Raw genomic sequence first — 22,736 nt, 5'->3', positions numbered from 1 at the left:
GCTGTAACCATCTGCCTCATTTTTTGAGGCAGAAATCAAATTAATAGATAGGAGCAGAGAAAATGGACTTAATTCTGAAAAATGCAAATATTCCGCAGGGAGATCGTCAGGTTTTAACGAATATTCTAGTAAACGAGGGAAAGATTGTCGGCTACACGAATGACATTTCTTTTCTGAATGCAGGCAAGGTCATTGATATTCAAGGGAAATTAGTAGTTCCAGGCTGTATTGATCCGCATACCCATTTTATGGATCCCGGGTTTACTCACAGAGAAACATTTGCAACCGGCAGCCGTTCTGCAGCAGCCGGAGGCTTGACAACTATTATCGATATGCCATGCTGCAGCAAGCCATCTGTACGCGATGGCGATAGCTTCAATAAAAAAATCGGCCCAATCAGGGATCAGGCTTATATTGATTACTGCTTCTGGGGCGGCATGACTGGCGAGGATGCACGAGAAGGCTGGATTGATAATATTTACCCTCAAATAGATCAGGGAGTTGTTGCATTTAAAGTTTACATGACTCCTTCTGTCCCTACCTTCCCTAAAGTTTCTGATGCAGAAATGCTGGAAATTTTCAAAAACGTCGCAAAAACTGGTCTTCCTATTGGTGTTCATGCTGAAAACTACGATATCTGCACATTCAATTCGAAGAAACTTGAAAAAGAAGGCCGCCTAGACGGACCGGCATGGGCTGAAGCTCGTTCAAGCTTAGCTGAGAAGGTGGCCATTGAACTGATTCTCAGCTTCGCGGAAGCTACAGACGCACGTGTACATGTGGTACATATGAGCACAAAGGAAGGCGTCGAACTGGTTAAAGCTGCAAAGAAGCGCGGTGTCAAGGTTACGGCTGAAACCTGCCCTCACTACCTTGTTTTAAATGCTCAGGATTCCATGTCAGAGCGGGGTTCCTATGCAAAAATCGCTCCTCCGCTGCGAGGAAAAGAGGATAACGAATCCCACTGGCAGGCTCTGGCTGATGGCACAATCGACTTTGTCGGAACTGACCATGCTCCATATGAAATTGCCACCGAAAAGGATTATCCAGGTGCAACGATCTGGAATACCTTCCCTGGCATCCCTGGTGTAGAAACGATGGTGCCGATCCTTGTCAGTGAAGGGTTAAATAAAGGCCGCTTATCCCTATCAAGATTTGTAGAAGTAACGAGCCGCAATGCCGCCATTCATTATGGCATTTACCCTAAAAAAGGCTCAATGGAAATTGGCAGTGATGCTGATTTCACAGTTATCGATCTTGAAAAAGAATATGTAATCGATGAGCAGAAAACAGAATCAATGGCTAAGTATAATCCGCTTCATGGCTTGAAACTAAAAGGGAAGCCAGTCCAGACTATTATCCGCGGAAACGTGGTCTTTGAAGAAGACAAAGGGATCGTCGGAGAAGCAGGATATGGTGAGTACGTTCCTCGCCAAAGCATCCAGAGACTTGAAAGAACATTGAAGTATGAAAAATACGAAGCGGTAAATGTGAAAACAAAAGATCCTGTAGCACAGCAATAAATATATATATATCGAGGGAGGCTGAATGGATTGGAACTTAGGGGAAAAAAGCACTGTGTAGTCATTATTGATATGTTAAACGACTTTATTGGCGAAAAAGCAGCATTAAGGTGTGAAAATGGCGAAAAAATCGTTCCTAAAATACAAGAGCTTATTGAATTCGCACATGATCACAATATTCAGGTTGTGCATGTTCAGGAAGCTCACAGAAAGAATGACCGTGATTTCCGTGTAAGACCTGTCCATGCAGTAAAGGGAACATGGGGTTCGGAGTTCATTCCAGAGCTTCAGCCCGATGAGAGCAAAGGAGATTATGTAGTCCAAAAGAGGCGGCATAGCGCATTCAGCTACACCGATTTTGATCTCTTCCTGAGAGAAGAAGAAATTGATACGGTCGTCCTTACTGGAGTCTGGACAAATGTATGTGTACGCAGTACTGCTTCTGATGCCTTGTACCATGGCTATAATGTTATTTGCGTATCAGATGCCACCGCTTCTCAGGATGACGATATGCACGTATCCGGTCTAAGGGACATTGACATTTTCGGAGATATATTATCAACAGAAGAATACAAAGAACTGGCTAAAAAGAAATTCTCCCAAGACGAATCAGTTGTCTAATTCTTCTCCAGGTCCAGGAAAAAAACGAATTTTAGTGGGCATAACCGGAGCAAGCGGATCATTGTATGCATATACACTGATTCGCGCTCTTCATCAATTAGAGATCGAAACGCATTTAATTGCTACGGAGATGGGAGAAAAAGTAATGCAATTCGAATGCGGGGTCAAGATGGACGAGCTGAAGGAGTATGCCGCTATCCACAGCAACCGGAATCTTTTCGCTGCGGTTGCCAGCGGATCCTTTAAAACAGACGGAATGGTCATCGTGCCATGTTCAATGAATACATTGGGTGCGATTGCGAACGGGGTCGGCGATACGCTTCTAAGCAGGGCTGCCAGTGTTGTTTTGAAGGAGAATCGAAAGTTTATTATTGTTCCGAGAGAGGCTCCTTTTAATTTGATTCATCTGCGCAATATGACTCTTCTTGCTGAGAGCGGTGCATGCATAATGCCTGCATCACCAGGCTTTTACCATAAGCCGACCGAAATTTGGGAGCTGGCCAACTTTATGGTGGCGAGGATATTGGACATGCTGGATATTGACCATGAGCTCTTGGAGAGATGGGGGGAAAAGGCATGAACCCTGTAACAATGAGGGCTTTGCTGGACAGATGGGAAAGCAGGGGACTTCTTCATCGGGTGAAAAAAGAGGTGGATCCGCTCTACGAACTGGGAGCAGTGATTAATACGAAAAATGGAAGACAGCCTTTTTTATTTGAAAAAATCAAAGGCTATCAATCTTCCATGGCTGCCGGTTTGGGAGGAGACAGAGAGCTGATGGCAGACAGCATGGGAATCACCTCATCTGAACTTATTCCTAAAATCATCGAATCAATTGTTAATCCTATTCCGACGACTTTAAGGCAAACTGGTCCTGTTCAGGAGAATCTAGTGACAGGGGAATTTGATCTGGCAGATTTGTTTCCTATCCCAACCTATCATGCAGATGACTCAGGTGCTTATTATGTAGCAGGAATACTGGTGGTTAAAGACCTATCCGGAAGAAAAAGGTATACCTCGATTCGCAGGATGCAATACCTTGGCGGTAATCGAACGAACATACTCATAACCTCCCCTGAACTCATGGAGCAATATGCCCACTATGAAAGCATCGGAGAACCGATGGAATTGGCTGTTATGTTTGGTGTTGTTCCAGCTGTTGTCCTAAGTTCTCAGATCAGTACGCATTTGTATCATACCGACAAACTGGATGTAGCAGGTGCATTGCTTGGCCAGTCTCTGGATGTCGTTCAGTGCAAAACGGTCGATTTGGAAGTGCTGGCTGATGCGGAAATCGTTCTGGAAGGCAAAATGCTGCCATTTGAAAGAGAATTGGAAGGGCCGTTTGGCGAACTGGCCGGTTATTATGGGACCAGAACGCCTCAGCCAATAGTAGAATTTTCGGCCGTTACTTACCGTAATAACGCTATCTCACAAACTATTTTTCCATCAAGCTATGAAGAAAGGCTGCCAATGGCGCTTGTCAGGGAAGCCACACTTTTAAGCACTGTCAGACAGGTTGTTCCAAATATCAAAGCTGTACATATCCCGATGGGCGGGGTAGCTCGCTATCATGCAGTTATACAAATTGAGAAGAAACATGATGGTGACGGAAAACAGGCAGCACTTGCAGCTTTTGCAAGCGATAAGGATTTAAAGCATGTGGTTGTTGTGAATGATGACGTCGATATCTTTGATTCGGATGATGTTGAATGGGCTATAGCGACAAGAGTACAGGCTGGGGATGACATTTTTATCGTACAGGGTGCGAAGGGGTCACCGCTCGAGTCTTCACATCATTTAAAAGGAGTCAGTGATAAGATGGGCATCGACGCAACCTTTCCGCTTGGAAAAGAAGAGTTATTTAAAAGGACTTCAGTCCCCATTGAAGTGAATCTCGAAGACTATCTTTAAGCTTTTGCAGTAGAGGAGGTCAAAAATGAAGGCAATTGGCTTGATAGAAACAAGGGGCTTGACAGCAGCTATTGAAGCGCTGGACTCAATGGCAAAAGCAGCAAATGTCAGCTTAGTTGATTTAAAGAGAGTCGGATCCGGACTTGTCACAGTCATTATTGAAGGGGATGTGGCAGCAGTCACAGCTGCTGTGGAGGTTGGGAAGACTGCTCACACCATGGCTGGAGGAGAACTGGTTTCGGCTAATGTGATACCCCGCCCTCATTCAGAACTTCGCAAAATTCTATAAGAAGATGTTCCAAAAGTGGAGGTGCATAATGTGTGTCTGACTTTATTAAAAGTGTTGTAGAAGAAGTGATGAAGCCCTACAGCAAGCAAAAAGTAAATCCTATTAATGGAGCTCCCAATTTGTCCCCGCACCAAAGCCAGCCGGGATTGAAGTCGGGTATACCGGGCATAAACCGGCCTAATTATCAGAAGGAAAAAATGAATAAAAGAATAGCTGTTAATCATGCAGATGCGCCCCAGGGTGCTAATCCACACCCAAACGTAAGAAGGCAGACAGTTTCACTTTCTTCACCCAAGCCTTCCGCGAAAGAAAAAATTGCACAGCTTCAGACTCTGTCCCTGGTACAAGGGAAACAGCGGATTTCGGCTGAAGCAAAGCCTGGCCGAAATGCAGGAGAAAGCCAACTAATCGGACAAACGCCGGAGGGTGTGAAAGTCTGGCTGTTCTCGGATCTTCACCCCACATTGGAAGGCTCTTTTCAGCGGGAATTAAAAACAGCCTCAATCGGGGTAGTTACTTCAGAAAAATGTACGCCAGGACAGCTATTTTTACTGAATGACCTTTTAAGGGAGTTTCCTTCCTTAAAATACTGCCTGTTCTGGGACAAAAACAGCGGGCAATCCTTTTCGCTGGAGCTTTATGAAGAGGATTATGGAATCCTGTTAAACGCTTTAAAGAGCTTCTTTAAAAAACTTTCCCAAAAATCTTTTAAAGCTATTACAGCCTATAAAGAAAAGTCCCCCAGTCCATGGCTTACAAAACAATTGGGGCTTAACTCGTCAATTGGCGGTGTCGCTGTCATTGAAGGAATTGACTATTATTCGGGTATTTTGCTCCTTGACCGGCACATGAAAAACAGTACGGCCGAACACATCAATTTTTTAATAGAGAAGAAATACGTGCTTCTTCACGGTCAGTTTGATGAGGTATCCCGGGTCACGGATCAGCTTTGTAAGGAATTCGACAGGATTTAATAAGGCTTGGCCAGCAGCAAAGTCACAGATCAGCAAAATAATTCCTGAAAATTTAGCCGGTCTGACAATTTCATAGGAGGAGGATTCTTCAGTTGCAAGCATTGGGTTTGATTGAAACCGTTGGTTATTCAACAGCAGTTTCTGCAGCAGATGCAGCCGTAAAAGCAGCAGATGTAGAAATTGTAGGAATTGAAAAAGTAATAGGCGTGGATGGCTATCTGGGCGTCACAATTCACTTCAACGGCGATGTGGCAGCTGTGAAGTCTGCAGTCGATGCCGGTGTGAGTTCAGCAGAAAGAATAGGGAAAGTAATTTCTGCTCATGTTATCCCGCGTGCCCATAGTGAAGTAGCCGGGAAGCTGCTTCCACAATTTAAGCTGAAAGAAATGCATCAGGAAACAGGTGCTGAAAAAGAGTATAAAACCAAAGAAGAGCCGAAGAGAAAAAAACAAGCTAAAAAACTAAATGAAATCAACGAAAATGATAATGACAAACCATCAGTTTAATAAACTTAAGGAGGAAACACACAATGGGTGAAGCATTGGGATTAATCGAGACGAAAGGTCTTGTTGGCGCAGTTGAGGCAGCTGATGCAATGGTTAAGGCAGCAAACGTGGAGATCTGCGGATATGAAAAAGTGGGATTTGGGCTTGTAACTGTTATGGTCAGAGGGGATGTTGGAGCCGTTAAAGCTGCCACTGATGCAGGAGCCGAGGCTGCCAGCAGAGTAGGAGAACTCATCTCAGTCCATGTCATTCCAAGACCGCACAGCGAAGTTGAAAGAGCACTATTATCAAAAAATATCGGTGAATAAGTATGATCAGCAAAAAGCAGAGTGTTATGGCAAAAAACACTCTGCAGGCGCTATACATGCGAAATAATAACTGCAGAGACAGAAAACCTCATATCCTGGCTCTATTAACCTCTCATATGATAGGAATGGAACCGGGATTTTCATACCTGAAAAAGATAATACAGGAAGATATTACACTTAGAATGGCTGCTGAAGAAGAAATGCTGACCCAATTTCCGCTTGAGGAGTTAGTTTTTCTGACCGGAAATGACGATTGGATCTCTGCTTCCATGATTAATGATCAGCTTCTTGATCATTTTGATGAAATACTTTTGCCTATTCTATCTTTTTCTTTAATAGCAGATCTATTAACCCTTAACGAACAAAGGCCTTTGGTGCGGCTCATACTAATGGGTTTATTAAAAGGGAAACGGGTCACGGCTTTGAAGGCAGGAGGTGATCCTTTCAGCCAATATTGGAAACTGAAAGGAATGGATAAAGGTCCGGACTTGTTAAAAAGAAAGCTTAATGGGCAGATGGCAGAGCTGAAGATGCTTGGCATCAGATTAATAGATTTCAATGATGGGGCAGACTTTACTGTTCAGCAAATGAAGAAAACAGTTATTTCAGATGAGACAGTCCGATTTGCGTATTTTAGCAAGCTTAATCAGATAACTGTTCCAAAAGGGGCTATCGTAACCCCCCTGGCAAGAGATACAGCAAAGGAACTTAAGATCGAAATTATTTTACTTTAAGGAGTAGGTCTTTATGCAAATGGGAATAGTGGTTGGCCGTGTAACTGCCACAAGGAAAGATGATAATCTGGTGGGCACAAAACTATTAATTACCCAGCCTATAGGATTGGACGGCTCAATGTTACCGAACCCCATTATAACCGTTGATACTGTTGGTGCCGGCATTGGCGAGAAAGTCATCTATGTGACTGGAAGCATGGCATCAAGAGCGGTTCAGAATAAAGATGCTCCTATCGATGCTGCCATTATCGGAATTATTGACAGTGTGGAAGGAATGGAAACAGGGGGTTAATATATGGATGCAAAAAATATCAAAAAAGCAGTGCAATACCGCAAGCTTATTGATGTATTGCTTGATTCCAGCCAGTATGCCGATGTAGTTCTAAAAGGGGGATACTTCATTAATGTGATCACCCGGGAGATATATGAAGCAGACGTTGCGATGAAAGGCGAATATATTTTAATGGCAGGGGATGCGAAGGACTTAATTGGGCCAAAAACGAAAGTGGAAAACATTCAGGGGAAATTTGTTTGCCCAGGGTTCATTGATTCTCATATGCATTTTGAGAGTGCGATGCTGACTTGTACGGAATTCTCCAAGCTTTCCATTCCGACAGGAACCACCACGCTGATTGGTGATCCGCATGAAATTGGAAACGTCCTGGGTGTTCACGGAATGCAGGCAATGATAGAAGAAGCTAAGACACTTCCAAACCGGGTATTATTCACAGTGCCGTGTGCTGTGCCTGATGCCCCGGGGCTTGAAACCTCCGGCTTTGATGTGACCTCAAAGGATATGAAACAGCTTTTGGCAGACCCATATGTGCAGGGCATTGGGGAAATCCAAAGCTTCAGCAATATCGGGCCGGTATATGAGCATGCCCCGGAATTAATAGACGACCTTGTTGCCGCAGTTTCATATGCAAACAGCATAGGGAAAACCGTTGAAGGGAACGCGCCGGGATTGTTTGGCAAAGAGCTTGCCGCCCATATTATCAGCGGAGGGAACCATGTGTCCTGCCATGAAACTACGACGAAAGAAGAAACAGTCGAAAAGCTTCGCAATGGTGTAAGTGTGTTCATGCGTGAAGGCTCTTCACAAAGGAATATGGCAGACTGCATCAGGGCTATTACAGAGAATGGACTGGATTCCCGCCGTGCAATCCTTGTTTCGGACGATATGGTGCCTGCTGATCTGTTAAATTTCGGACATATGAATGATATCGTCCGCAGAACCATTGCAGTAGGGATTGATCCAGTGGAAGCCATCCAAATGGCGACTATTAATCCTGCCACCCACTTTGGCTTTAAGGATGTAGGTGTTATAGCACCAGGCAAGAGAGCAGATGTCGTCGTGATCAGCGATCTGAACAATATGACTATTGATCAGGTATACCTGGCAGGGAAAAAAGCAGCTGAAAAAGGCGAATTGACTATAGATATTGCTCCTTACATATATCCGGAAAGTGTGAAAAAGTCAGTGAAGCGGAAGCCTGTAACAGTGAAGGAACTGGCTATTGAAGCTTCAGGCAGCCGTGCAAAAGTAAGGGCAATTGAAGCGATACCTTTCCAGAACTTAACCGGCGGAAGCGAATATATGCTGAATGTCAAAGAAGGCATTGTGCAGCCGTGCCTAAAGCAGGATGTTCTGCCTCTTTTGGTTGTTGAACGCCACGGCAGAACTGGAAAAATCGGCAAGACGTTTCTTCATGGCTTTGATTTGAAAAGCGGAGCCATAGCAGAAAGTGTTGCTCATGATACACACAATATCATTGTTACAGGAACTAACTACGAAGATATGGTCATGGCGGTGAACCGTGTAATTGCCATGGATGGCGGAATAGCCATGATAAAGGATAGCAAAGTAGTAGGTGATCTTCCTCTCCGGATTGGCGGTTTAATGACAGATGAATTAACCGGAAAAGAAATGAGTGAAAAGGTCGATGAATTGTCGCAGCTTGCCAAAGAAGTTCTTGGCTGCGGTATGGAAGTTCCCTTTATGCATTTATCATTCTGGTCATTGGTAACAAGCCCGAAATGGAAAATTACAGATATGGGGCTTATTGATGTAGATAAGTTTGAGGTTATCCCGACCATTATCAATTGATCATTAAAGCGGCTTTCTATGCCGCTTTTCATATAGTAAAAGATACAGCAGGTTAAGGAGGAATACCATGGGAGTTAAGCTTGTCGATTTAACGCAGGAAATTTACCAGGGGATGCCTGTTTTTCCCCTTCATCAGAAAACAATGATCTTCCCGAATATCTCCCACGAAGAAAGTGAAAAGCAAATTGGGTTTATGTTTGCAACTAATAATCTATTAATCAATGAACATGGTCCAACTCATAGTGATGCAACTTATGAATATGATCCAAACGGCCAATACATCGATGAAATGCCGCTTGAGTATTTTTACGGGCCAGCAGTTTGCCTTGATGTATCCCACATCCAGCCCCATCAATATATTACAGACCGTGATCTCGAGGATGCACTGAGGAAATCACAGCAGTTTATTGAAAAAGGAGATATCGTCCTCCTCTATACAGGCCACTACAATCGGTCTTATGGTACTGACAGATGGCTCACCACTTATACCGGCCTGGATTATCAGGCAGCAAAATGGCTGGCTGAAAAAGGTGCGGTCAATATAGGCATCGATGCCCCGGCCATTGACCATCCGGATGATGCAAAGTACTCCGGACATCTTATTTGCCGTGAATACGGAATAACCAATACGGAAAATCTCTGCAATCTCGACCAGATCGCAGGCATGCGGTTTCTTTATTTCGGACTCCCGCTCAGAATTCGGAAAGGAACGGGATCTCCGATTCGCGCGGTTGCAGTTTTCATTGAATAACAACAAAGGCTGGTGATCAAATGAAAGAGGTTTTTAACAGAGGCAAGATCAGGGACGAAATTATTATCCCGCCGTATGAAGGAAGAAGCGCACTGATTCACAAAGGGGAAGAGCTGATTATTATTGATATGGAAGGAAAACAGGTTGGGGACTTTGTCTGCTTTAACTATGAAGATCCCGGGGAACATGTTTCACCTGTCCATATGCGGGCTTCACTAAGCAGCATACGGCTTAAAACGGGAGACTGGCTTTACAGCAACCGCCGCCGTCCGCTAATGCAGCTGTTGGAAGATACTGTTGGTAAACATGATTTCTTCTTTCCGGCATGTGATTATTACCGCTACAAAGTTGATTTCGACAAAGAGGACCACCCTAATTGCCATGATAATATTGCGGATGCATTGAAAAAGTATAATATCCATCCTTCGGTTATTCCGGATCCCATTAATATCTTTATGAATAATGTCCTTGATGATGCCGGGGATTATGTCATTGCAGAACCTCTTTCCAAGCCTGGCGATTACATAAGGCTGAAAGCACTGTGCGATGTGGTCATTGCCTGTACCACGTGTTCCCAGGACATGGCGCCTGTTAATGGGTTTAAAGTGACCCCTATTAAAATGCAAATTATGGAGGCAGATTAATGAATGATATTCAGTTTCTTCAGCATCTGCTCCAAATTGACAGCTCCAATCCGCCCGGAAACGAGCATTTAGTGACTGAAGCTTTTATTAACAGATGCAAGCAAAATGGTCTGCCGTTTAAAGTGACCATGCTTGATGGGACCCGAAGCAATTTTGAAGTTACGCTTCCCGGAAAAATCGGTAAACAGCTATTCTTATGCGGCCATATGGATACGGTTTCACCAGGAACAGGAGAATGGGTACACTCCCCTTTTTCAGGGGAAATCGCAAATGGCCGGATTTATGGCAGAGGAGCTTCTGATATGAAAAGCGGCCTTGCAGCAATGTTCCTGGCATTGGAGGAGCTGTATCTCACCAATACTGATCTACCTGCAGACGTTACCTTTCTGGCAACAGCCGGGGAAGAAGTTGACAGCTGCGGTGCCAGGGTTTTTTTAAAAGAAAATGATAGCCGAAAAATCGATGCACTTGTCATTGCCGAACCGACAAATGAAAAAATTGTGATTGGCCATAAGGGAGCCCTTTGGCTTGAAATCACAGCTTATGGAAAAACCTCTCACGGGTCGATGCCGGAACAGGGAATCAATGCAGTAGATCATATAATGAAAATAATCCGTGTATTGAATGAGATGAAAATTGAATGGAAGACAGAAAAGAAGCCCCTCGGACAAAGCAGCCTGGCTGTTACCATGATTGAAGGCGGAGTGCAGACCAATGTGATTCCTGATAAATGCACTATCAGAGCAGATATTAGAACAGTTCCCCCTCAATCCCATTCCCATTTCATAAACAAGCTAAAATCCAAACTGGATGTTCTATTGGATCAGGGAGAAATTTATAAATACAGGGTTGAAACCCTTCTTGACCGTCCATCTATCTTAACTGATCCTGCTCGGGACATTATTCAAATTGCGCAGATGGTAAAGGGCGAATCGGAAGCGGACCATTACGGGGTGTCCTACTATACAGACGGTGCCGTACTTAATCCAAGGAGTGAAATTCCTACCCTGATTTATGGTCCGGGTGATGAAAAGCTCGCGCATCAGCCAAATGAGTGGGTTAGTCTGGCGGCATTTCAGCGCTCCATTCAATTTTACAAACAGCTTATAATGTCATATGGAAAGCTGGAGCCGGCAGAAGGCAGTCCAATGCGAGGGAGAGGAAGAAATTGAGCAGTATCCTGATAAAAAACGCTGAAATTATTACAATGAATGCCTCTGAAGAAATCATTTTCGGAGATTTATTTATTGTAGATGACCGCATTGCCGAAATTGGACAGAATTTAACACATAAAGCGGATAAAGTAATCGATGCCACCGGAAAGACGGTCATTCCAGGCTTTATTCAGACACATATCCATCTGTGCCAGACATTATTCCGCGGGCAGGCTGATGATTTGGAGCTTCTTGATTGGCTGAAGCAGAAGATCTGGCCGCTTGAGGCATCACATGATGAAGAGTCCATCTATTACTCTGCGATGCTCGGAATTGGCGAATTGCTCCAGAGCGGAACAACAACTGTAGTGGACATGGAAACCGTTAATCATACCGAATATGCCTTTCAGGCCATTGCCGAGAGCGGCATACGGGCACTTGCCGGAAAGGTTATGATGGATAAAGGGGATGAGGTCCCTGTTCCGTTAAGAGAAAATACCTCCAAATCCATCCAGCAAAGCGTGGATCTCCTTGAAAGATGGCATAACCGTGATAACGGACGCATACAATATGCCTTCTGTCCCCGATTTGTCGTTTCCTGCACAGAGGAATTGCTGACAAATGTCAGGGATCTCTCTGCACAATACAACGTAAGGGTCCATACTCATGCATCCGAAAATGCCAGTGAAATTCTCCTTGTTGAAAGGGAACTTGGCATGCGGAATGTAGTCTATCTGGACAGCATTGGGCTTGCAAATGAAAGGCTGATACTGGCCCATTGCGTTTGGCTTAATGAAGAAGAAAAAAGAATCATCAAAGAGCGGGGCGTAAAGGTCAGCCATTGTCCGGGATCCAATCTAAAGCTGGCATCTGGTGTGGCAGAGATTCCATCATTATTGGATCAGCAGGCTTTTGTCAGTTTGGGGGCTGATGGGGCTCCCTGCAATAACAATCTGGATATGTTCAATGAAATGAGATTGGCTGCCATCATTCAGAAGCCTGTGCACGGACCAACAGCAATGAATGCGAGAACCGTCTTCAGAATGGCGACGATCGGCGGAGCGAAGGCAGTCGGAATGGAACAGGAAATCGGAAGTCTGGAGCCCGGAAAGAAAGCAGACCTTGCTATCCTTAATCTGAATGATTTTCACGTATATCCGTCATTTGATATCGATACTATCTCGAGAATAGTCTATTCAGCCACACGTGCAGATGTAGAATCTACCATCGTCAACGGTAAAATTGTGATGGAAAATCGGAAGCTGAACACAGTCGATAAAGAAATGGTTTTAAAAGAAGCGAACTACAGTATAAAAAGGCTGCTCAAAAGATTAGAGACAGCAGTTTATTAATCTTCTATTTCGGCTGAAAGCAAATCAGCCGGTTTTTTTATGGTAAAATACGGTAAAGGGGTGTGATGTTGTGAAATCCGAAATTTTAGATCATGCAAATCTCATGCAGGCATCTGAGTTTATTGCAGAAATGAACGCTTTGCCAGAGTGTCATATAGGGTATTTGGGGACCAGTCAAAACGATATTTATCAAAGTCTGGAAGAAATGAATCGTGATGCCGAATCAGCTGCGTTTATTGTCCGGGAGGGTGATGCTCTTGCTGGTTTTCTGGGTGCAGATGCCGATCTTAATAAAGGGACAGCGGAGTTATGGGGACCTTTTGTACAGGAAAATGAGTTTATGCGACTACTATGGGAAAAAGCACTCCATTATTTTGAAGGAAAGCTGCATACATACTTTTTATTTGCTGATGCATCCAACCGTACTGCTGCCGAGTTTGCATCAGAAAACGGATTCATGCTGCAATCGGCTCATACATACATGGAACTGAAAGATAATTCAAGCAATAGTTTAAGAAAGGTCAGTTTATTGCCGATTCACTTTCATAGTGAATTTATTCATTTGCACGATGCCTTATTTCCTCAAACATATTTTTCAGGAAAAGAGATTATCGAAAGAATGAATGATGATCATAAAGTCTATACATGTCTTGATGCTGATGGATTAAATGGCTATTTATATGCAGAATACAATCGTGAAGAAAAAGAAGGAAGCATTGAATTCTTTGGTGTGGATCCCAATAAGCGCAAGAAGGGGATTGGTCGGAATTTGCTTGAAATGGCGATTCATGATCTTTTTGCGAATAGTGGAGCCAAAAGCATTAAGCTATGTGCAGGAACAGCAAACGGGAAAGCGCTGTCTATTTATAAAAAAGCAGGGTTTAAAGTTGAGAGATCATTGAATTTTTATAAGCTCGATATTCGGGAATAAGAGCAATAAGTTAGTGTGCTCTTATGTTTTTAGGTAATATATAAGTAACCAGATAAAATAGGAGGGTACAAAATGGCTATTGAAAACCCAAGCAGGGACGAAATCGGTGTGCTTCTAAAGAAGGCAAAGCGGATTGCTGTTGTAGGATTAAGCGGAAATCCTGAACGTACATCCTACATGGTATCAGAGGCGATGCAAAAAGCTGGATATGAAATCATTCCGGTTAATCCGTCTGTTGATGAAGTACTTGGTGTAAAGGCAGTGCCGAGTCTTAAAGACATCAAGGGGCATGTGGATATCGTTAATGTATTCAGGCGATCTGAATTTCTTCCGGAAATCGCGCGGGAATTTGCTGAAATAGATGCTGATATCTTCTGGGCTCAGCTTGGAGTGGCGAACCAGGAAGCATATGATTTTCTAAAAGAAAAAGGGTACATTGTCATCATGGACCGCTGCATTAAAGTTGAACATGCTCTGACGAAGTAAACTAAAGCATGAGGTCTCTATAAGATCTCATGTTTTTTATTTTTTATAGAATCCCTGTAAATAAAGGGTTCGTGTAACGGAAATAATCATGATAAATCTCTTAAATCTCAAGATCTTATTTGCCAAAACCAAATAAATAGATAAAATAAAGCATAGACCATCCTAATTTATATGGTAAAATATAAATACAGAACACCTGTTCGAACATTGTTTTTTCACAAAGAAAATTGGCTGTACAGCCGAATTCTTATATGGTGTTCCAATGCCGCGATTTTCGGCGGCAAGTGTTTTTGCAGGAAATGAAAGGGGTATGTTCGTGGCAAGAAATCAGGAAGCTTTTGACTACAATGATGATGCCATACAGGTACTCGAAGGGCTTGAAGCGGTTAGAAAACGCCCTGGGATGTACATTGGAAGTACGGATGCAAGGGGTTTGCACCATCTTGTATATGAGATTGTCGATAATGCTGTCGATGAAGCACTGGCAGGTTACGGGGATCATATCATTGTCAGAATACATAAAGATAATTCAATTAGTGTACAAGATAAAGGACGCGGAATGCCTACAGGTATGCATAGAATGGGCAAGCCGACTCCGGAAGTCATATTAACTGTCCTTCATGCAGGGGGAAAGTTTGGCCAGGGAGGCTATAAGACGAGCGGCGGGCTTCATGGTGTTGGTGCATCTGTCGTCAACGCCCTTTCCGAATGGCTTGTGGTTAAAATTAAACGTGACGGCTTTGTATATGAACAGCGTTTCGAGCTGGGCGGCAAGCCGGTGACTACACTGGAAAAGACCGGAAAGACAAATCAATCAGGGACTACCATTCATTTTAAGCCGGATCCGTCGATTTTTTCGACAACCACATATAATTACGAAACGCTTTGCGAGCGTCTTCGTGAATCTGCTTTCCTTTTAAAAGGAATGAAAATAGAAATTATAGATGAGCGTAATGATTTTCATGACGTTTTTCACTATGAAAACGGCATAGAAGCATTTGTAGGATATTTAAATGAAGAAAAGGATGTTCTGCACCCTGTCGTAAGCTTTGAAGGCGAAAGCAATGGGATTGAAGTGGATTTTGCTTTTCAATTCAATGATGGTTACTCGGAAAATGTCCTTTCATTCGTCAACAACGTCCGCACAAAGGACGGCGGTACGCATGAGGCTGGGAGCAAAACTGCGATGACTAGGGCTTTTAACGAATATGCCCGCAAAGTGAATCTTCTGAAGGAAAAGGATAAAAACCTGGATGGAGCGGATCTGCGTGAAGGATTCACGGCGATCATCTCTGTTCGTGTTCCTGAAGAGCTTCTGCAGTTTGAGGGCCAGACGAAAGGCAAACTGGGGACCAGTGAAGCACGATCTGCTGTTGATTCAGTTGTTTCTGAGCATTTGTCTTATTTCCTTGAAGAAAACCCGGAGACAAGCTCTCTGTTAATTAAAAAGGCGATAAAAGCTTTCCAGGCAAGAGAAGCGGCCCGCAAAGCACGTGAGGAAGCAAGAAGCGGGAAAAAGCGGAAAAAATCGGAAGCAATGCTTTCCGGAAAACTGACTCCTGCACAATCGCGGAACCCTCAAAGAAATGAATTATATCTCGTTGAGGGTGATTCTGCCGGGGGGTCTGCCAAGCAGGGAAGGGACAGGCGTTTTCAGGCTGTACTTCCGCTTAGAGGTAAAGTAATCAATACAGAAAAAGCAAAGCTTGCGGATATTTTTAAAAATGAAGAAATCAATACCATTATCCATGCAGTTGGGGCAGGCGTTGGCGCGGATTTTAATCTGGAAGATGTCAACTATGATAAGGTGATCATCATGACAGATGCCGACACTGATGGGGCGCATATCCAGGTGCTCCTGCTCACGTTCTTTTACAGGTATATGAAACCGCTGCTTGAAGCGGGAAAGGTATTCATTGCGCTGCCTCCTTTATATAAAGTCAGCAGGGGGTCAGGCAAAAAAGAAGTGATTGAGTATGCATGGAGTGATGATGATCTTCAGGATACCATTAAAAAAGTGGGTAAAGGCTATATGCTTCAGCGCTACAAAGGGCTTGGGGAGATGAACGCCGACCAGCTATGGGAGACAACTATGGACCCGGAGTCGCGCACATTGATCCGCGTTAAAATTGATGATGCAGCCAGAGCTGAACGCCGTGTGACCACCTTGATGGGCGATAAGGTTGAACCCCGCCGCAAATGGATTGAATCGAATGTGGCATTCGGCCTTGAAGAAGATGGAAGCATACTTGAAAATGAAAATATTTCAGTACTAGAGGAGGAGGGTGTTGACTCATGAGTTCTGCTGAAAAATTCCGGGACCTTCCTCTTGAAGACGTATTAGGCGACCGCTTTGGGCGTTATAGTAAATATATTATTCAGGATCGTGCCCTTCCTGATGCACGTGATGGGCTAAAGCCCGTTCAAAGACGGATTCTTTATGCCATGCACGTAGAAGGAAACACACATGAAAAGGGCTTCAGAAAGTCCGCTAAAACAGTCGGGAATGTAATCGGCAATTATCATCCGCATGGCGATACTTCAGTTTATGACGCGATGGTGCGGATGAGCCAGGATTGGAAGGTCCGTAACCTTCTTGTGGAAATGCATGGCAATAATGGGAGCATCGATGGAGATCCCCCAGCAGCCATGCGTTATACAGAAGCCCGTTTATCTCCCCTTTCTTCCGAATTGCTGAGAGATATTGAGAAAAGAACGGTTGAATTTATCCCGAACTTTGATGACACGTCCAATGAGCCAACCGTTTTGCCGGCAGTTTATCCGAATTTGCTTGTCAACGGCTCGACAGGCATTTCTGCGGGATATGCAACTGATATTCCGCCCCATCATCTGAATGAGATAATTGATGGTGTTATTTTACGGATGGATAAGCCTGATTGTTCCATAGATGATCTGATGGAGCATATTAAGGGCCCGGACTTCCCTACTGGTGGCATTATCCAGGGAGTCGATGGAATAAAAAAAGCTTATGAAACAGGAAGAGGCAAAATCATTGTCCGCGGTAAGGCTGAATTTGAGGATTTGCGCGGAGGAAAAAAACAGATCGTCATCACTGAGATTCCATATGAAGTGAATAAAGCAAATCTGGTTAAGAAGATTGATGAATTCCGCCTTGACCGGAAAGTGGAAGGCATTGCCGAAGTCCGTGATGAAACAGACCGGACCGGGCTCCGTATTGTGATCGAGTTAAAAAAGGATGCAGATCCTGAAGGGGTCCTTCATTACCTGTACAAAAACAGTGATTTGCAGATCCCATATAACTTCAATATGGTAGCCATCCACAATCGCCACCCGAAATTAATGGGGTTAAGAGAGCTGCTGGATGCTTATATAGGCCATCGTAAAGAAGTTGTTACACGCAGATCCCAGTATGAGCTGCAAAAGGCCGAGGCGCGCCAGCATATCGTTGAAGGCCTGATGAAAGCTCTGTCAATACTTGATGAAGTGATTGCAGCGATCCGCGCTTCTAAAGATAAACGGGATGCGAAAGATAATCTGATTGCAAAGTTTGAGTTCACTGAACCTCAGGCAGAAGCAATCGTTTCCCTGCAGCTATACCGATTAACCAATACAGATATAACCGCCCTAAGAGCAGAGGCTGAGGAGCTTTCTAAGCTCATCGGCGAGCTTAAAGCTATTCTCGAAAGCGAGAAGAAGCTGCTCTCTGTTATAAAAAAAGAGCTAAGGGATGTTAAAAAGCGCTTTGCTGATGAACGCCGTACCAGAATTGAAGCGGAAATCGAGGAAATCAAGATCAATCTTGAAGTTCTGGTAGCAAGTGAAGATGTTATTGTAACGGTAACGAAGGAAGGCTATGTCAAGCGAACCAGCCAGAGATCGTTTGCCGCTTCTAACGGACAGGATTTCGGCATGAAGGATTCAGACAGAATTATTGCCCAGCTTGATATGAATACAACCGATGTTCTCCTTGTATTTACGAATAAAGGAAACTATCTGTACTGCCCTGTTCATCAGCTGCCGGATATCCGCTGGAAAGACCTTGGTCAGCATATTGCCAATATCATTCCGATTGACCGGAATGAATCGATTGTCCGGGCAATTCCTGTAAAAGATTTTGAGACGGAAGAATATCTTCTCTTTATGACGAAGAACGGCATGGTAAAGAAAACCGAACTGAAATCATATAAGGCACAGCGATATTCTAAACCGCTGGTTGCTGTCAATGTAAAGGGCGATGATGAAGTTCTTGACGTTTATTTAACTGATGGCACGAAGGAAATTTTCCTTGCGACCCACCAGGGATATGGCCTTTGGTTCCATGAGGAAGAGGTCAGCATTGTAGGGGCAAGAGCTGCCGGCGTTAAAGGCATCAATCTCAAAGACGGCGACTTTGTTACAGGCGCTCAGCTTATAGAGGACCCAAAAGAACAGGCTGTTGTGATTGTTACACAGCGGGGCTCCATTAAAAAAGTGAAGCTGACTGAATTTGAACGCACCTCCCGTGCCAAGCGCGGTGTAGTGATGCTTCGTGAATTGAAATCAAACCCTCATCGCATTGTTGGGTGTGTAATTGTCCGCAGTAAAGATGACTTATACATTGAAACAGAAAAAGGCCATATAGAAGCAGTTAATGCTTCGGCAATCCGTTTTAATGACCGCTATTCAAATGGATCGTTTATCATTGACGATTCCGAAAGTGGAAAAGCAAAATGCATATGGAAGGCTGAAGCAGAAAATGCCGGCAATGCAACTGAATAGAATTAACCCCTGTTATACAGGGGTTTTTTTGTCTGCTGAATTAATAATTTCCTGTGTGTATATCATCTTTTTAAATTAAAACTGAATCCAAAATAGTTTGAATAATGTTATTCTTATGAAAGTTTATTTGTATAAAAATTAATACTAGTTTAAATGAAATCGATTAGAAATATTTAATTGGCTTATGAAGAAATACAATTTAATCAGCTTAATAGCAAGGTTTTTATCGAATATTCTCTCCTGCGAATGAATATTCGACTTGTCTATTAAAAATTCTTTTGATAGATTATAAGGAGTGTGTTGTTTTTGCAAGATAATAAAAATGTTTAGGGGGAATAGCATGGCTTTATTGGAAACAATCGTAGGCTTTCTAAATGATCTTTTATGGACGTACATTTTGATTGCCGCATTAATTATTCTTGGTTTATTTTTCAGCTTTAAAAGCAGGTTTGTCCAATTAAGATTTTTTGGTGAAATGTTCAGAATATTGGGCGATAAAGCAATGGTTTCTGCTGAAGGCAAAAGAGGGATATCATCTTTTCAGGCTTTCACTATTAGTGCAGCTTCCCGTGTTGGTACAGGTAATATTGCCGGTGTAGCAACTGCGATTGCTGCAGGGGGACCTGGCGCTGTCTTCTGGATGTGGCTTATCGCATTTATTGGGGGAGCTTCAAGCTTTATTGAAAGTACTCTTGCTCAGATTTACAAAGTTAAAGATAAAGATGGTTTCCGCGGAGGACCTGCCTACTATATGGAAAAAGGACTTAATAAGCGCTGGATGGGGATCATTTTTGCAATCATTATTACATTCTGTTTCGGATTGGTTTTTAACTCTGTCCAATCGAACACCATCTCTTTAGCGTTTAATGAAGCGTTTGGCACAAGTCGTTTAACAATCGGAATTGTATTGGCGGTATTAACGGCGGCTATCATTTTCGGCGGTGTTAAAAGGATTGCGTATGTCTCTCAAGTTGTTGTGCCGATTATGGCGGTTATATACTTAGCTGTCGCTATCATCATTGTCATCATGAACATTACTGAAATTCCTAATCTGGTTGGCAGCATAGTCAAGGGTGCATTTGGAATTGATCAGGCCGCTGGCGGAGCCATGGGTGCAGCTGTGATGATGGGTATTAAAAGGGGTCTATTCTCAAATGAAGCAGGTATGGGTAGTGTACCAAATGCAGCGGCAACAGCAGCCGTTTCCCATCCTGTAAAACAAGGACTGATCCAAACCCTTGGGGTATTTGTGGATACAATCTTAATCTGTTCTGCTACTGCGTTTATTATCCTGCTATCAGGCGATTATGCGAATTCAGATCTTACAGGCATAGAATTGACTCAGGCAGCCCTTAGCACACATGTTGGATCATGGGCACCTATTTTTATTGCAGTTGCTATTTTCTTATTTGCTTTTACTTCGGTTATCGGTAATTATTATTACGGAGAAACCAATATTGAATTTATTAAAGAGAGCCGCACTGCGCTGTTTACTTATCGCATAGCTGTAATCGGAATGGTTATCTTCGGATCTGTAGTTGATTTAGCCATCGTTTGGAGCCTTGCTGACTTATTCATGGGCTTAATGGCGATCATTAACTTTATAGCGATTATATTGCTTGCTAAAGTTGCCTATGCCGCTTTGAATGATTATAAGGCACAGAGGAAAGAAGGAAAAGACCCTGTGTTTTATGCTGATTCTATCCCAGGTTTAAAAGGGATTGAATCCTGGGAAACAAAAGAAAGTGCTTTAAAAAAAGCAGCTAAATAATTTATTCCTATAGCCTCTTATCCTTAGGATAGGAGGTTTTTTGTGATTTTACATGTTATTTCCAAAATTGGGCAAGATAATAAAAAAAATAAGGAGGATACGTAAATGAAGAAGGAATTGCTTTTTGCGTTTGCGGCTTTCTTTTTTATGTCTTTATCCGCTATTACCGGAGTATATGCAGGTGAACAAGAACAAAAGATTGTAACGCTGTCAAAAGATAAAGTGGATGTTACCGGTGATAATAAGGCGGACACTGTCTATATTAAAGGTGTCTATTATGAGGAAGGCGCCTCATTTTTAAAAGAGATTTCACTTGAAGTTAAGGCTTCAGATGGGAATACGTACAAAGCGAAGCTTGATGGTGGCTATGAACCTCAAATACAATTTGAAGATTTAAATCATGATTCCATTAATGATATGTATATTAGTATTCCAACTGGCGGAAGCGGAGGCCTGTCGAATTTTTATTTATATACTTTAAAGGACTTTAAGCTGATTGACCTGTCTGTCCCGGACCCTTTAGTAATCAATAGTCAATTTGAAAATGGCTACAAAGCGAATATCAGCATCCAGGATACAAAACAATCGTATACGTTCGATCTACGGGACCGGAGTGAAGAGTATGAACGGCTCGGTCTGTATGTAAACGGCAAGCTTAGCGAGCCAACTGAGCTTATGGTAAATCCATATAGCACTTTGAAGATCATCCCTGTTGAAGGGAAAAAGGGGTTAATGGGAGTTCAGAGAATAAGCGGGGCATATAATGCAGATACCATTGCCTTTGTAGAGTCCTTTTGGCTGTATGAAGATGGAAAATGGAATTTAAAAGACACCAAAGTCATGAAAATGAATTCACGCAAGCGTTAATGACTGGGCATTTGTCACGTTTCTTTATTGCTCCCATATACTGGGCATAAGTAAATTTGTATAGGGGGCGCTTCATGTGAGCAAATTTAATCCATCTAAGCTGTCGGTAAAATATTTGCCTCCTGCGACGGAATTCAGACCCGTGGACAGCAGGAAATATACACTTACACACTCAGATGCAACTGGAGAATTATTTTTGGCAATAGGCGGATGCTATGATTTTAAAGCAATTGATCCTAAAATGCGTGATGAAGTTCTTGCTGAATGGATTCCGCAAATGGGACAGTATGTGCTGAGCGGAAGGGTATATATCAGCAGCGGGGAATTTGATCAGCAATACTCAAAAATAAGGTTTCTCATTTTCCAGAAAGAATTGGATCTGGCGCTGACAGCCATGGTTTATGGAGACCGTTTTTTTTATTCTAACTATCCATGGCTGCTTGATTCGCCAATCTTTATATACTTTGAATCTGTTTATCCGGAATTCAGCAAGCTGATTTATTATGGGACACCCAGGAAGTATTTAAGTGCCGCACTGCTGCCAGTGTAATACGGATTATTGGAACTCATGTTCGCATCAAGCTAAAAACGCATTTATTAAGGGAAAAGACGCTGTACTAAATTATCTAAGCAATGGAGCGATCGAAATGAAAAAGGAACCTGAGAAAACATTTGAATTAAGTTATGAATCTGATGGGAAAATGGGTGAAAAAGAAAATAACAATGAAAAGGAAAATAACAATGAAAAGGAAAATCAAGATCAGGAAGAAATGTTCTTTAATAGTACACAGGATAGTGAATAAAAGTTCTGAGGAAAGTTGCGTGTAAAAATATTATGTAAACTAGTAAGGTGAAATATAGAATATAAGAGGGGTTTATAAATCTTCATAATATCCCTTAAATAAGAATTAGACTAATATCAGCTGGATCATCAGAAAATATAACCAGGAATTTAGTGAAAATGAATTTGGATGTAAATAAATTCAGCTGAAAATTCATTTTAAAATTCTTTAAATGAAAAATTATAAAGTTGAATTAATTTGATGAAAATTTTAATGCTGTCT

General features: G+C 42.8%; 23 protein-coding genes. All 23 read left to right on the top strand.

Features of this window, described 5'->3' with window-relative positions; translation table 11 throughout:
- Positions 1 to 62 precede the first annotated feature (62 nt).
- The 23 genes from NYE23_RS09890 to NYE23_RS09780 all read left to right on the top strand — a co-directional run bounded on the left by NYE23_RS09890 (position 63) and on the right by NYE23_RS09780 (position 22,475).
- Positions 63 to 1,523: a dihydroorotase gene (locus NYE23_RS09890; protein ID WP_341077488.1), complete on the top strand. Its 1,461-nt coding sequence runs from the start codon at positions 63 to 65 to the stop codon at positions 1,521 to 1,523.
- Between the two features lie 30 nt (positions 1,524 to 1,553).
- On the top strand, positions 1,554 to 2,144 hold the full coding sequence (locus NYE23_RS09885; RefSeq protein ID WP_243508927.1) for a cysteine hydrolase family protein: 591 nt from the start codon (positions 1,554 to 1,556) through the stop codon (positions 2,142 to 2,144).
- Positions 2,137 to 2,724, top strand: a complete 588-nt coding sequence (locus tag NYE23_RS09880) for a UbiX family flavin prenyltransferase (protein ID WP_445662594.1) — start codon at positions 2,137 to 2,139, stop codon at positions 2,722 to 2,724. Before NYE23_RS09885 ends, NYE23_RS09880 begins: the two co-directional genes overlap by 8 nt.
- Entirely contained in the window at positions 2,721 to 4,058 is a 1,338-nt protein-coding gene (locus tag NYE23_RS09875) for a UbiD family decarboxylase (RefSeq protein ID WP_341077486.1), read from the top strand. Before NYE23_RS09880 ends, NYE23_RS09875 begins: the two co-directional genes overlap by 4 nt.
- Positions 4,059 to 4,083: 25 nt before the next feature.
- Positions 4,084 to 4,347, top strand: coding sequence for a BMC domain-containing protein (locus tag NYE23_RS09870; RefSeq protein ID WP_061790799.1), 264 nt, complete (start codon positions 4,084 to 4,086; stop codon positions 4,345 to 4,347).
- 32 nt (positions 4,348 to 4,379) lie between these two features.
- Positions 4,380 to 5,321: a hypothetical protein gene (locus NYE23_RS09865; RefSeq protein WP_341077484.1), complete on the top strand. Its 942-nt coding sequence runs from the start codon at positions 4,380 to 4,382 to the stop codon at positions 5,319 to 5,321.
- Between the two features lie 92 nt (positions 5,322 to 5,413).
- Positions 5,414 to 5,827: a BMC domain-containing protein gene (locus NYE23_RS09860; protein ID WP_319805535.1), complete on the top strand. Its 414-nt coding sequence runs from the start codon at positions 5,414 to 5,416 to the stop codon at positions 5,825 to 5,827.
- A 23-nt stretch (positions 5,828 to 5,850) separates the two neighbouring features.
- Positions 5,851 to 6,135: a BMC domain-containing protein gene (locus tag NYE23_RS09855; RefSeq protein ID WP_009334686.1), complete on the top strand. Its 285-nt coding sequence runs from the start codon at positions 5,851 to 5,853 to the stop codon at positions 6,133 to 6,135.
- Positions 6,136 to 6,161: 26 nt separating this feature from the next.
- On the top strand, positions 6,162 to 6,869 hold the full coding sequence (locus NYE23_RS09850; protein WP_341077481.1) for a hypothetical protein: 708 nt from the start codon (positions 6,162 to 6,164) through the stop codon (positions 6,867 to 6,869).
- 13 nt (positions 6,870 to 6,882) lie between these two features.
- Positions 6,883 to 7,161, top strand: a complete 279-nt coding sequence (locus tag NYE23_RS09845) for a EutN/CcmL family microcompartment protein (protein WP_048010084.1) — start codon at positions 6,883 to 6,885, stop codon at positions 7,159 to 7,161.
- Between the two features lie 3 nt (positions 7,162 to 7,164).
- Complete coding sequence (locus NYE23_RS09840) at positions 7,165 to 8,976, top strand: adenine deaminase (protein ID WP_341077479.1); 1,812 nt, start codon at positions 7,165 to 7,167, stop codon at positions 8,974 to 8,976.
- 67 nt (positions 8,977 to 9,043) lie between these two features.
- Positions 9,044 to 9,727 (top strand): cyclase family protein, encoded by a 684-nt coding sequence (locus NYE23_RS09835; RefSeq protein ID WP_341077478.1) that lies wholly within the window; start codon positions 9,044 to 9,046, stop codon positions 9,725 to 9,727.
- 20 nt (positions 9,728 to 9,747) lie between these two features.
- Positions 9,748 to 10,371, top strand: a complete 624-nt coding sequence (locus NYE23_RS09830; RefSeq protein WP_341077476.1) for an urea carboxylase-associated family protein — start codon at positions 9,748 to 9,750, stop codon at positions 10,369 to 10,371.
- Complete coding sequence (locus NYE23_RS09825) at positions 10,371 to 11,543, top strand: M20 family metallopeptidase (RefSeq protein WP_341077473.1); 1,173 nt, start codon at positions 10,371 to 10,373, stop codon at positions 11,541 to 11,543. The genes NYE23_RS09830 and NYE23_RS09825 overlap by 1 nt, the downstream gene beginning before the upstream one ends.
- A complete protein-coding gene (locus NYE23_RS09820; protein WP_341077472.1) occupies positions 11,540 to 12,877 on the top strand; it encodes a 5'-deoxyadenosine deaminase in 1,338 nt (445 codons plus the stop codon). Before NYE23_RS09825 ends, NYE23_RS09820 begins: the two co-directional genes overlap by 4 nt.
- Before the next feature lie 70 nt (positions 12,878 to 12,947).
- Positions 12,948 to 13,808 carry a GNAT family N-acetyltransferase gene (locus NYE23_RS09815; RefSeq protein WP_341077468.1) on the top strand — a complete coding sequence of 287 codons (861 nt, stop codon included), beginning with the start codon at positions 12,948 to 12,950 and terminating at the stop codon, positions 13,806 to 13,808.
- 72 nt (positions 13,809 to 13,880) lie between these two features.
- Entirely contained in the window at positions 13,881 to 14,294 is a 414-nt protein-coding gene (locus NYE23_RS09810; protein ID WP_341077466.1) for a CoA-binding protein, read from the top strand.
- Between the two features lie 316 nt (positions 14,295 to 14,610).
- Positions 14,611 to 16,593, top strand: coding sequence for a DNA topoisomerase IV subunit B (gene parE / locus NYE23_RS09805; protein WP_341077464.1), 1,983 nt, complete (start codon positions 14,611 to 14,613; stop codon positions 16,591 to 16,593).
- Positions 16,590 to 19,034 carry a DNA topoisomerase IV subunit A gene (parC, locus tag NYE23_RS09800; RefSeq protein ID WP_341077462.1) on the top strand — a complete coding sequence of 815 codons (2,445 nt, stop codon included), beginning with the start codon at positions 16,590 to 16,592 and terminating at the stop codon, positions 19,032 to 19,034. Before parE ends, parC begins: the two co-directional genes overlap by 4 nt.
- A 340-nt stretch (positions 19,035 to 19,374) precedes the next feature.
- Positions 19,375 to 20,805 carry an alanine/glycine:cation symporter family protein gene (locus NYE23_RS09795; protein ID WP_341077461.1) on the top strand — a complete coding sequence of 477 codons (1,431 nt, stop codon included), beginning with the start codon at positions 19,375 to 19,377 and terminating at the stop codon, positions 20,803 to 20,805.
- A gap of 105 nt (positions 20,806 to 20,910) precedes the next feature.
- Positions 20,911 to 21,672, top strand: coding sequence for a hypothetical protein (locus NYE23_RS09790; RefSeq protein ID WP_341077460.1), 762 nt, complete (start codon positions 20,911 to 20,913; stop codon positions 21,670 to 21,672).
- A gap of 76 nt (positions 21,673 to 21,748) precedes the next feature.
- Complete coding sequence (locus NYE23_RS09785) at positions 21,749 to 22,222, top strand: staygreen family protein (protein ID WP_341077459.1); 474 nt, start codon at positions 21,749 to 21,751, stop codon at positions 22,220 to 22,222.
- Positions 22,223 to 22,319: 97 nt separating this feature from the next.
- Positions 22,320 to 22,475 carry a hypothetical protein gene (locus NYE23_RS09780; protein ID WP_341077458.1) on the top strand — a complete coding sequence of 52 codons (156 nt, stop codon included), beginning with the start codon at positions 22,320 to 22,322 and terminating at the stop codon, positions 22,473 to 22,475.
- Positions 22,476 to 22,736 lie beyond the last annotated feature (261 nt).

The sequence above is a fragment of the Cytobacillus sp. FSL H8-0458 genome, assembly GCF_038002165.1.
In the GTDB taxonomy this organism is placed as follows: domain Bacteria; phylum Bacillota; class Bacilli; order Bacillales; family Cytobacillaceae; genus Cytobacillus.
This window is presented reverse-complemented; position numbering and strand designations above follow the sequence as displayed.

What these genes read in the sequence shown, in the direction of transcription:
- parC (WP_341077462.1), top strand. Translation starts at nt 16,590, where the DNA reads ATGAGTTCTGCTGAAAAATTCCGGGACCTTCCTCTTGAAGACGTATTA.
- NYE23_RS09875 (WP_341077486.1), top strand. Translation starts at nt 2,721, where the DNA reads ATGAACCCTGTAACAATGAGGGCTTTGCTGGACAGATGGGAAAGCAGG.
- NYE23_RS09790 (WP_341077460.1), top strand. Translation starts at nt 20,911, where the DNA reads ATGAAGAAGGAATTGCTTTTTGCGTTTGCGGCTTTCTTTTTTATGTCT.
- NYE23_RS09795 (WP_341077461.1), top strand. Translation starts at nt 19,375, where the DNA reads ATGGCTTTATTGGAAACAATCGTAGGCTTTCTAAATGATCTTTTATGG.
- NYE23_RS09810 (WP_341077466.1), top strand. Translation starts at nt 13,881, where the DNA reads ATGGCTATTGAAAACCCAAGCAGGGACGAAATCGGTGTGCTTCTAAAG.
- NYE23_RS09850 (WP_341077481.1), top strand. Translation starts at nt 6,162, where the DNA reads ATGGCAAAAAACACTCTGCAGGCGCTATACATGCGAAATAATAACTGC.
- NYE23_RS09825 (WP_341077473.1), top strand. Translation starts at nt 10,371, where the DNA reads ATGAATGATATTCAGTTTCTTCAGCATCTGCTCCAAATTGACAGCTCC.
- NYE23_RS09840 (WP_341077479.1), top strand. Translation starts at nt 7,165, where the DNA reads ATGGATGCAAAAAATATCAAAAAAGCAGTGCAATACCGCAAGCTTATT.
- NYE23_RS09870 (WP_061790799.1), top strand. Translation starts at nt 4,084, where the DNA reads ATGAAGGCAATTGGCTTGATAGAAACAAGGGGCTTGACAGCAGCTATT.
- NYE23_RS09855 (WP_009334686.1), top strand. Translation starts at nt 5,851, where the DNA reads ATGGGTGAAGCATTGGGATTAATCGAGACGAAAGGTCTTGTTGGCGCA.
- NYE23_RS09830 (WP_341077476.1), top strand. Translation starts at nt 9,748, where the DNA reads ATGAAAGAGGTTTTTAACAGAGGCAAGATCAGGGACGAAATTATTATC.
- NYE23_RS09890 (WP_341077488.1), top strand. Translation starts at nt 63, where the DNA reads ATGGACTTAATTCTGAAAAATGCAAATATTCCGCAGGGAGATCGTCAG.
- NYE23_RS09780 (WP_341077458.1), top strand. Translation starts at nt 22,320, where the DNA reads ATGAAAAAGGAACCTGAGAAAACATTTGAATTAAGTTATGAATCTGAT.
- NYE23_RS09835 (WP_341077478.1), top strand. Translation starts at nt 9,044, where the DNA reads ATGGGAGTTAAGCTTGTCGATTTAACGCAGGAAATTTACCAGGGGATG.
- NYE23_RS09845 (WP_048010084.1), top strand. Translation starts at nt 6,883, where the DNA reads ATGCAAATGGGAATAGTGGTTGGCCGTGTAACTGCCACAAGGAAAGAT.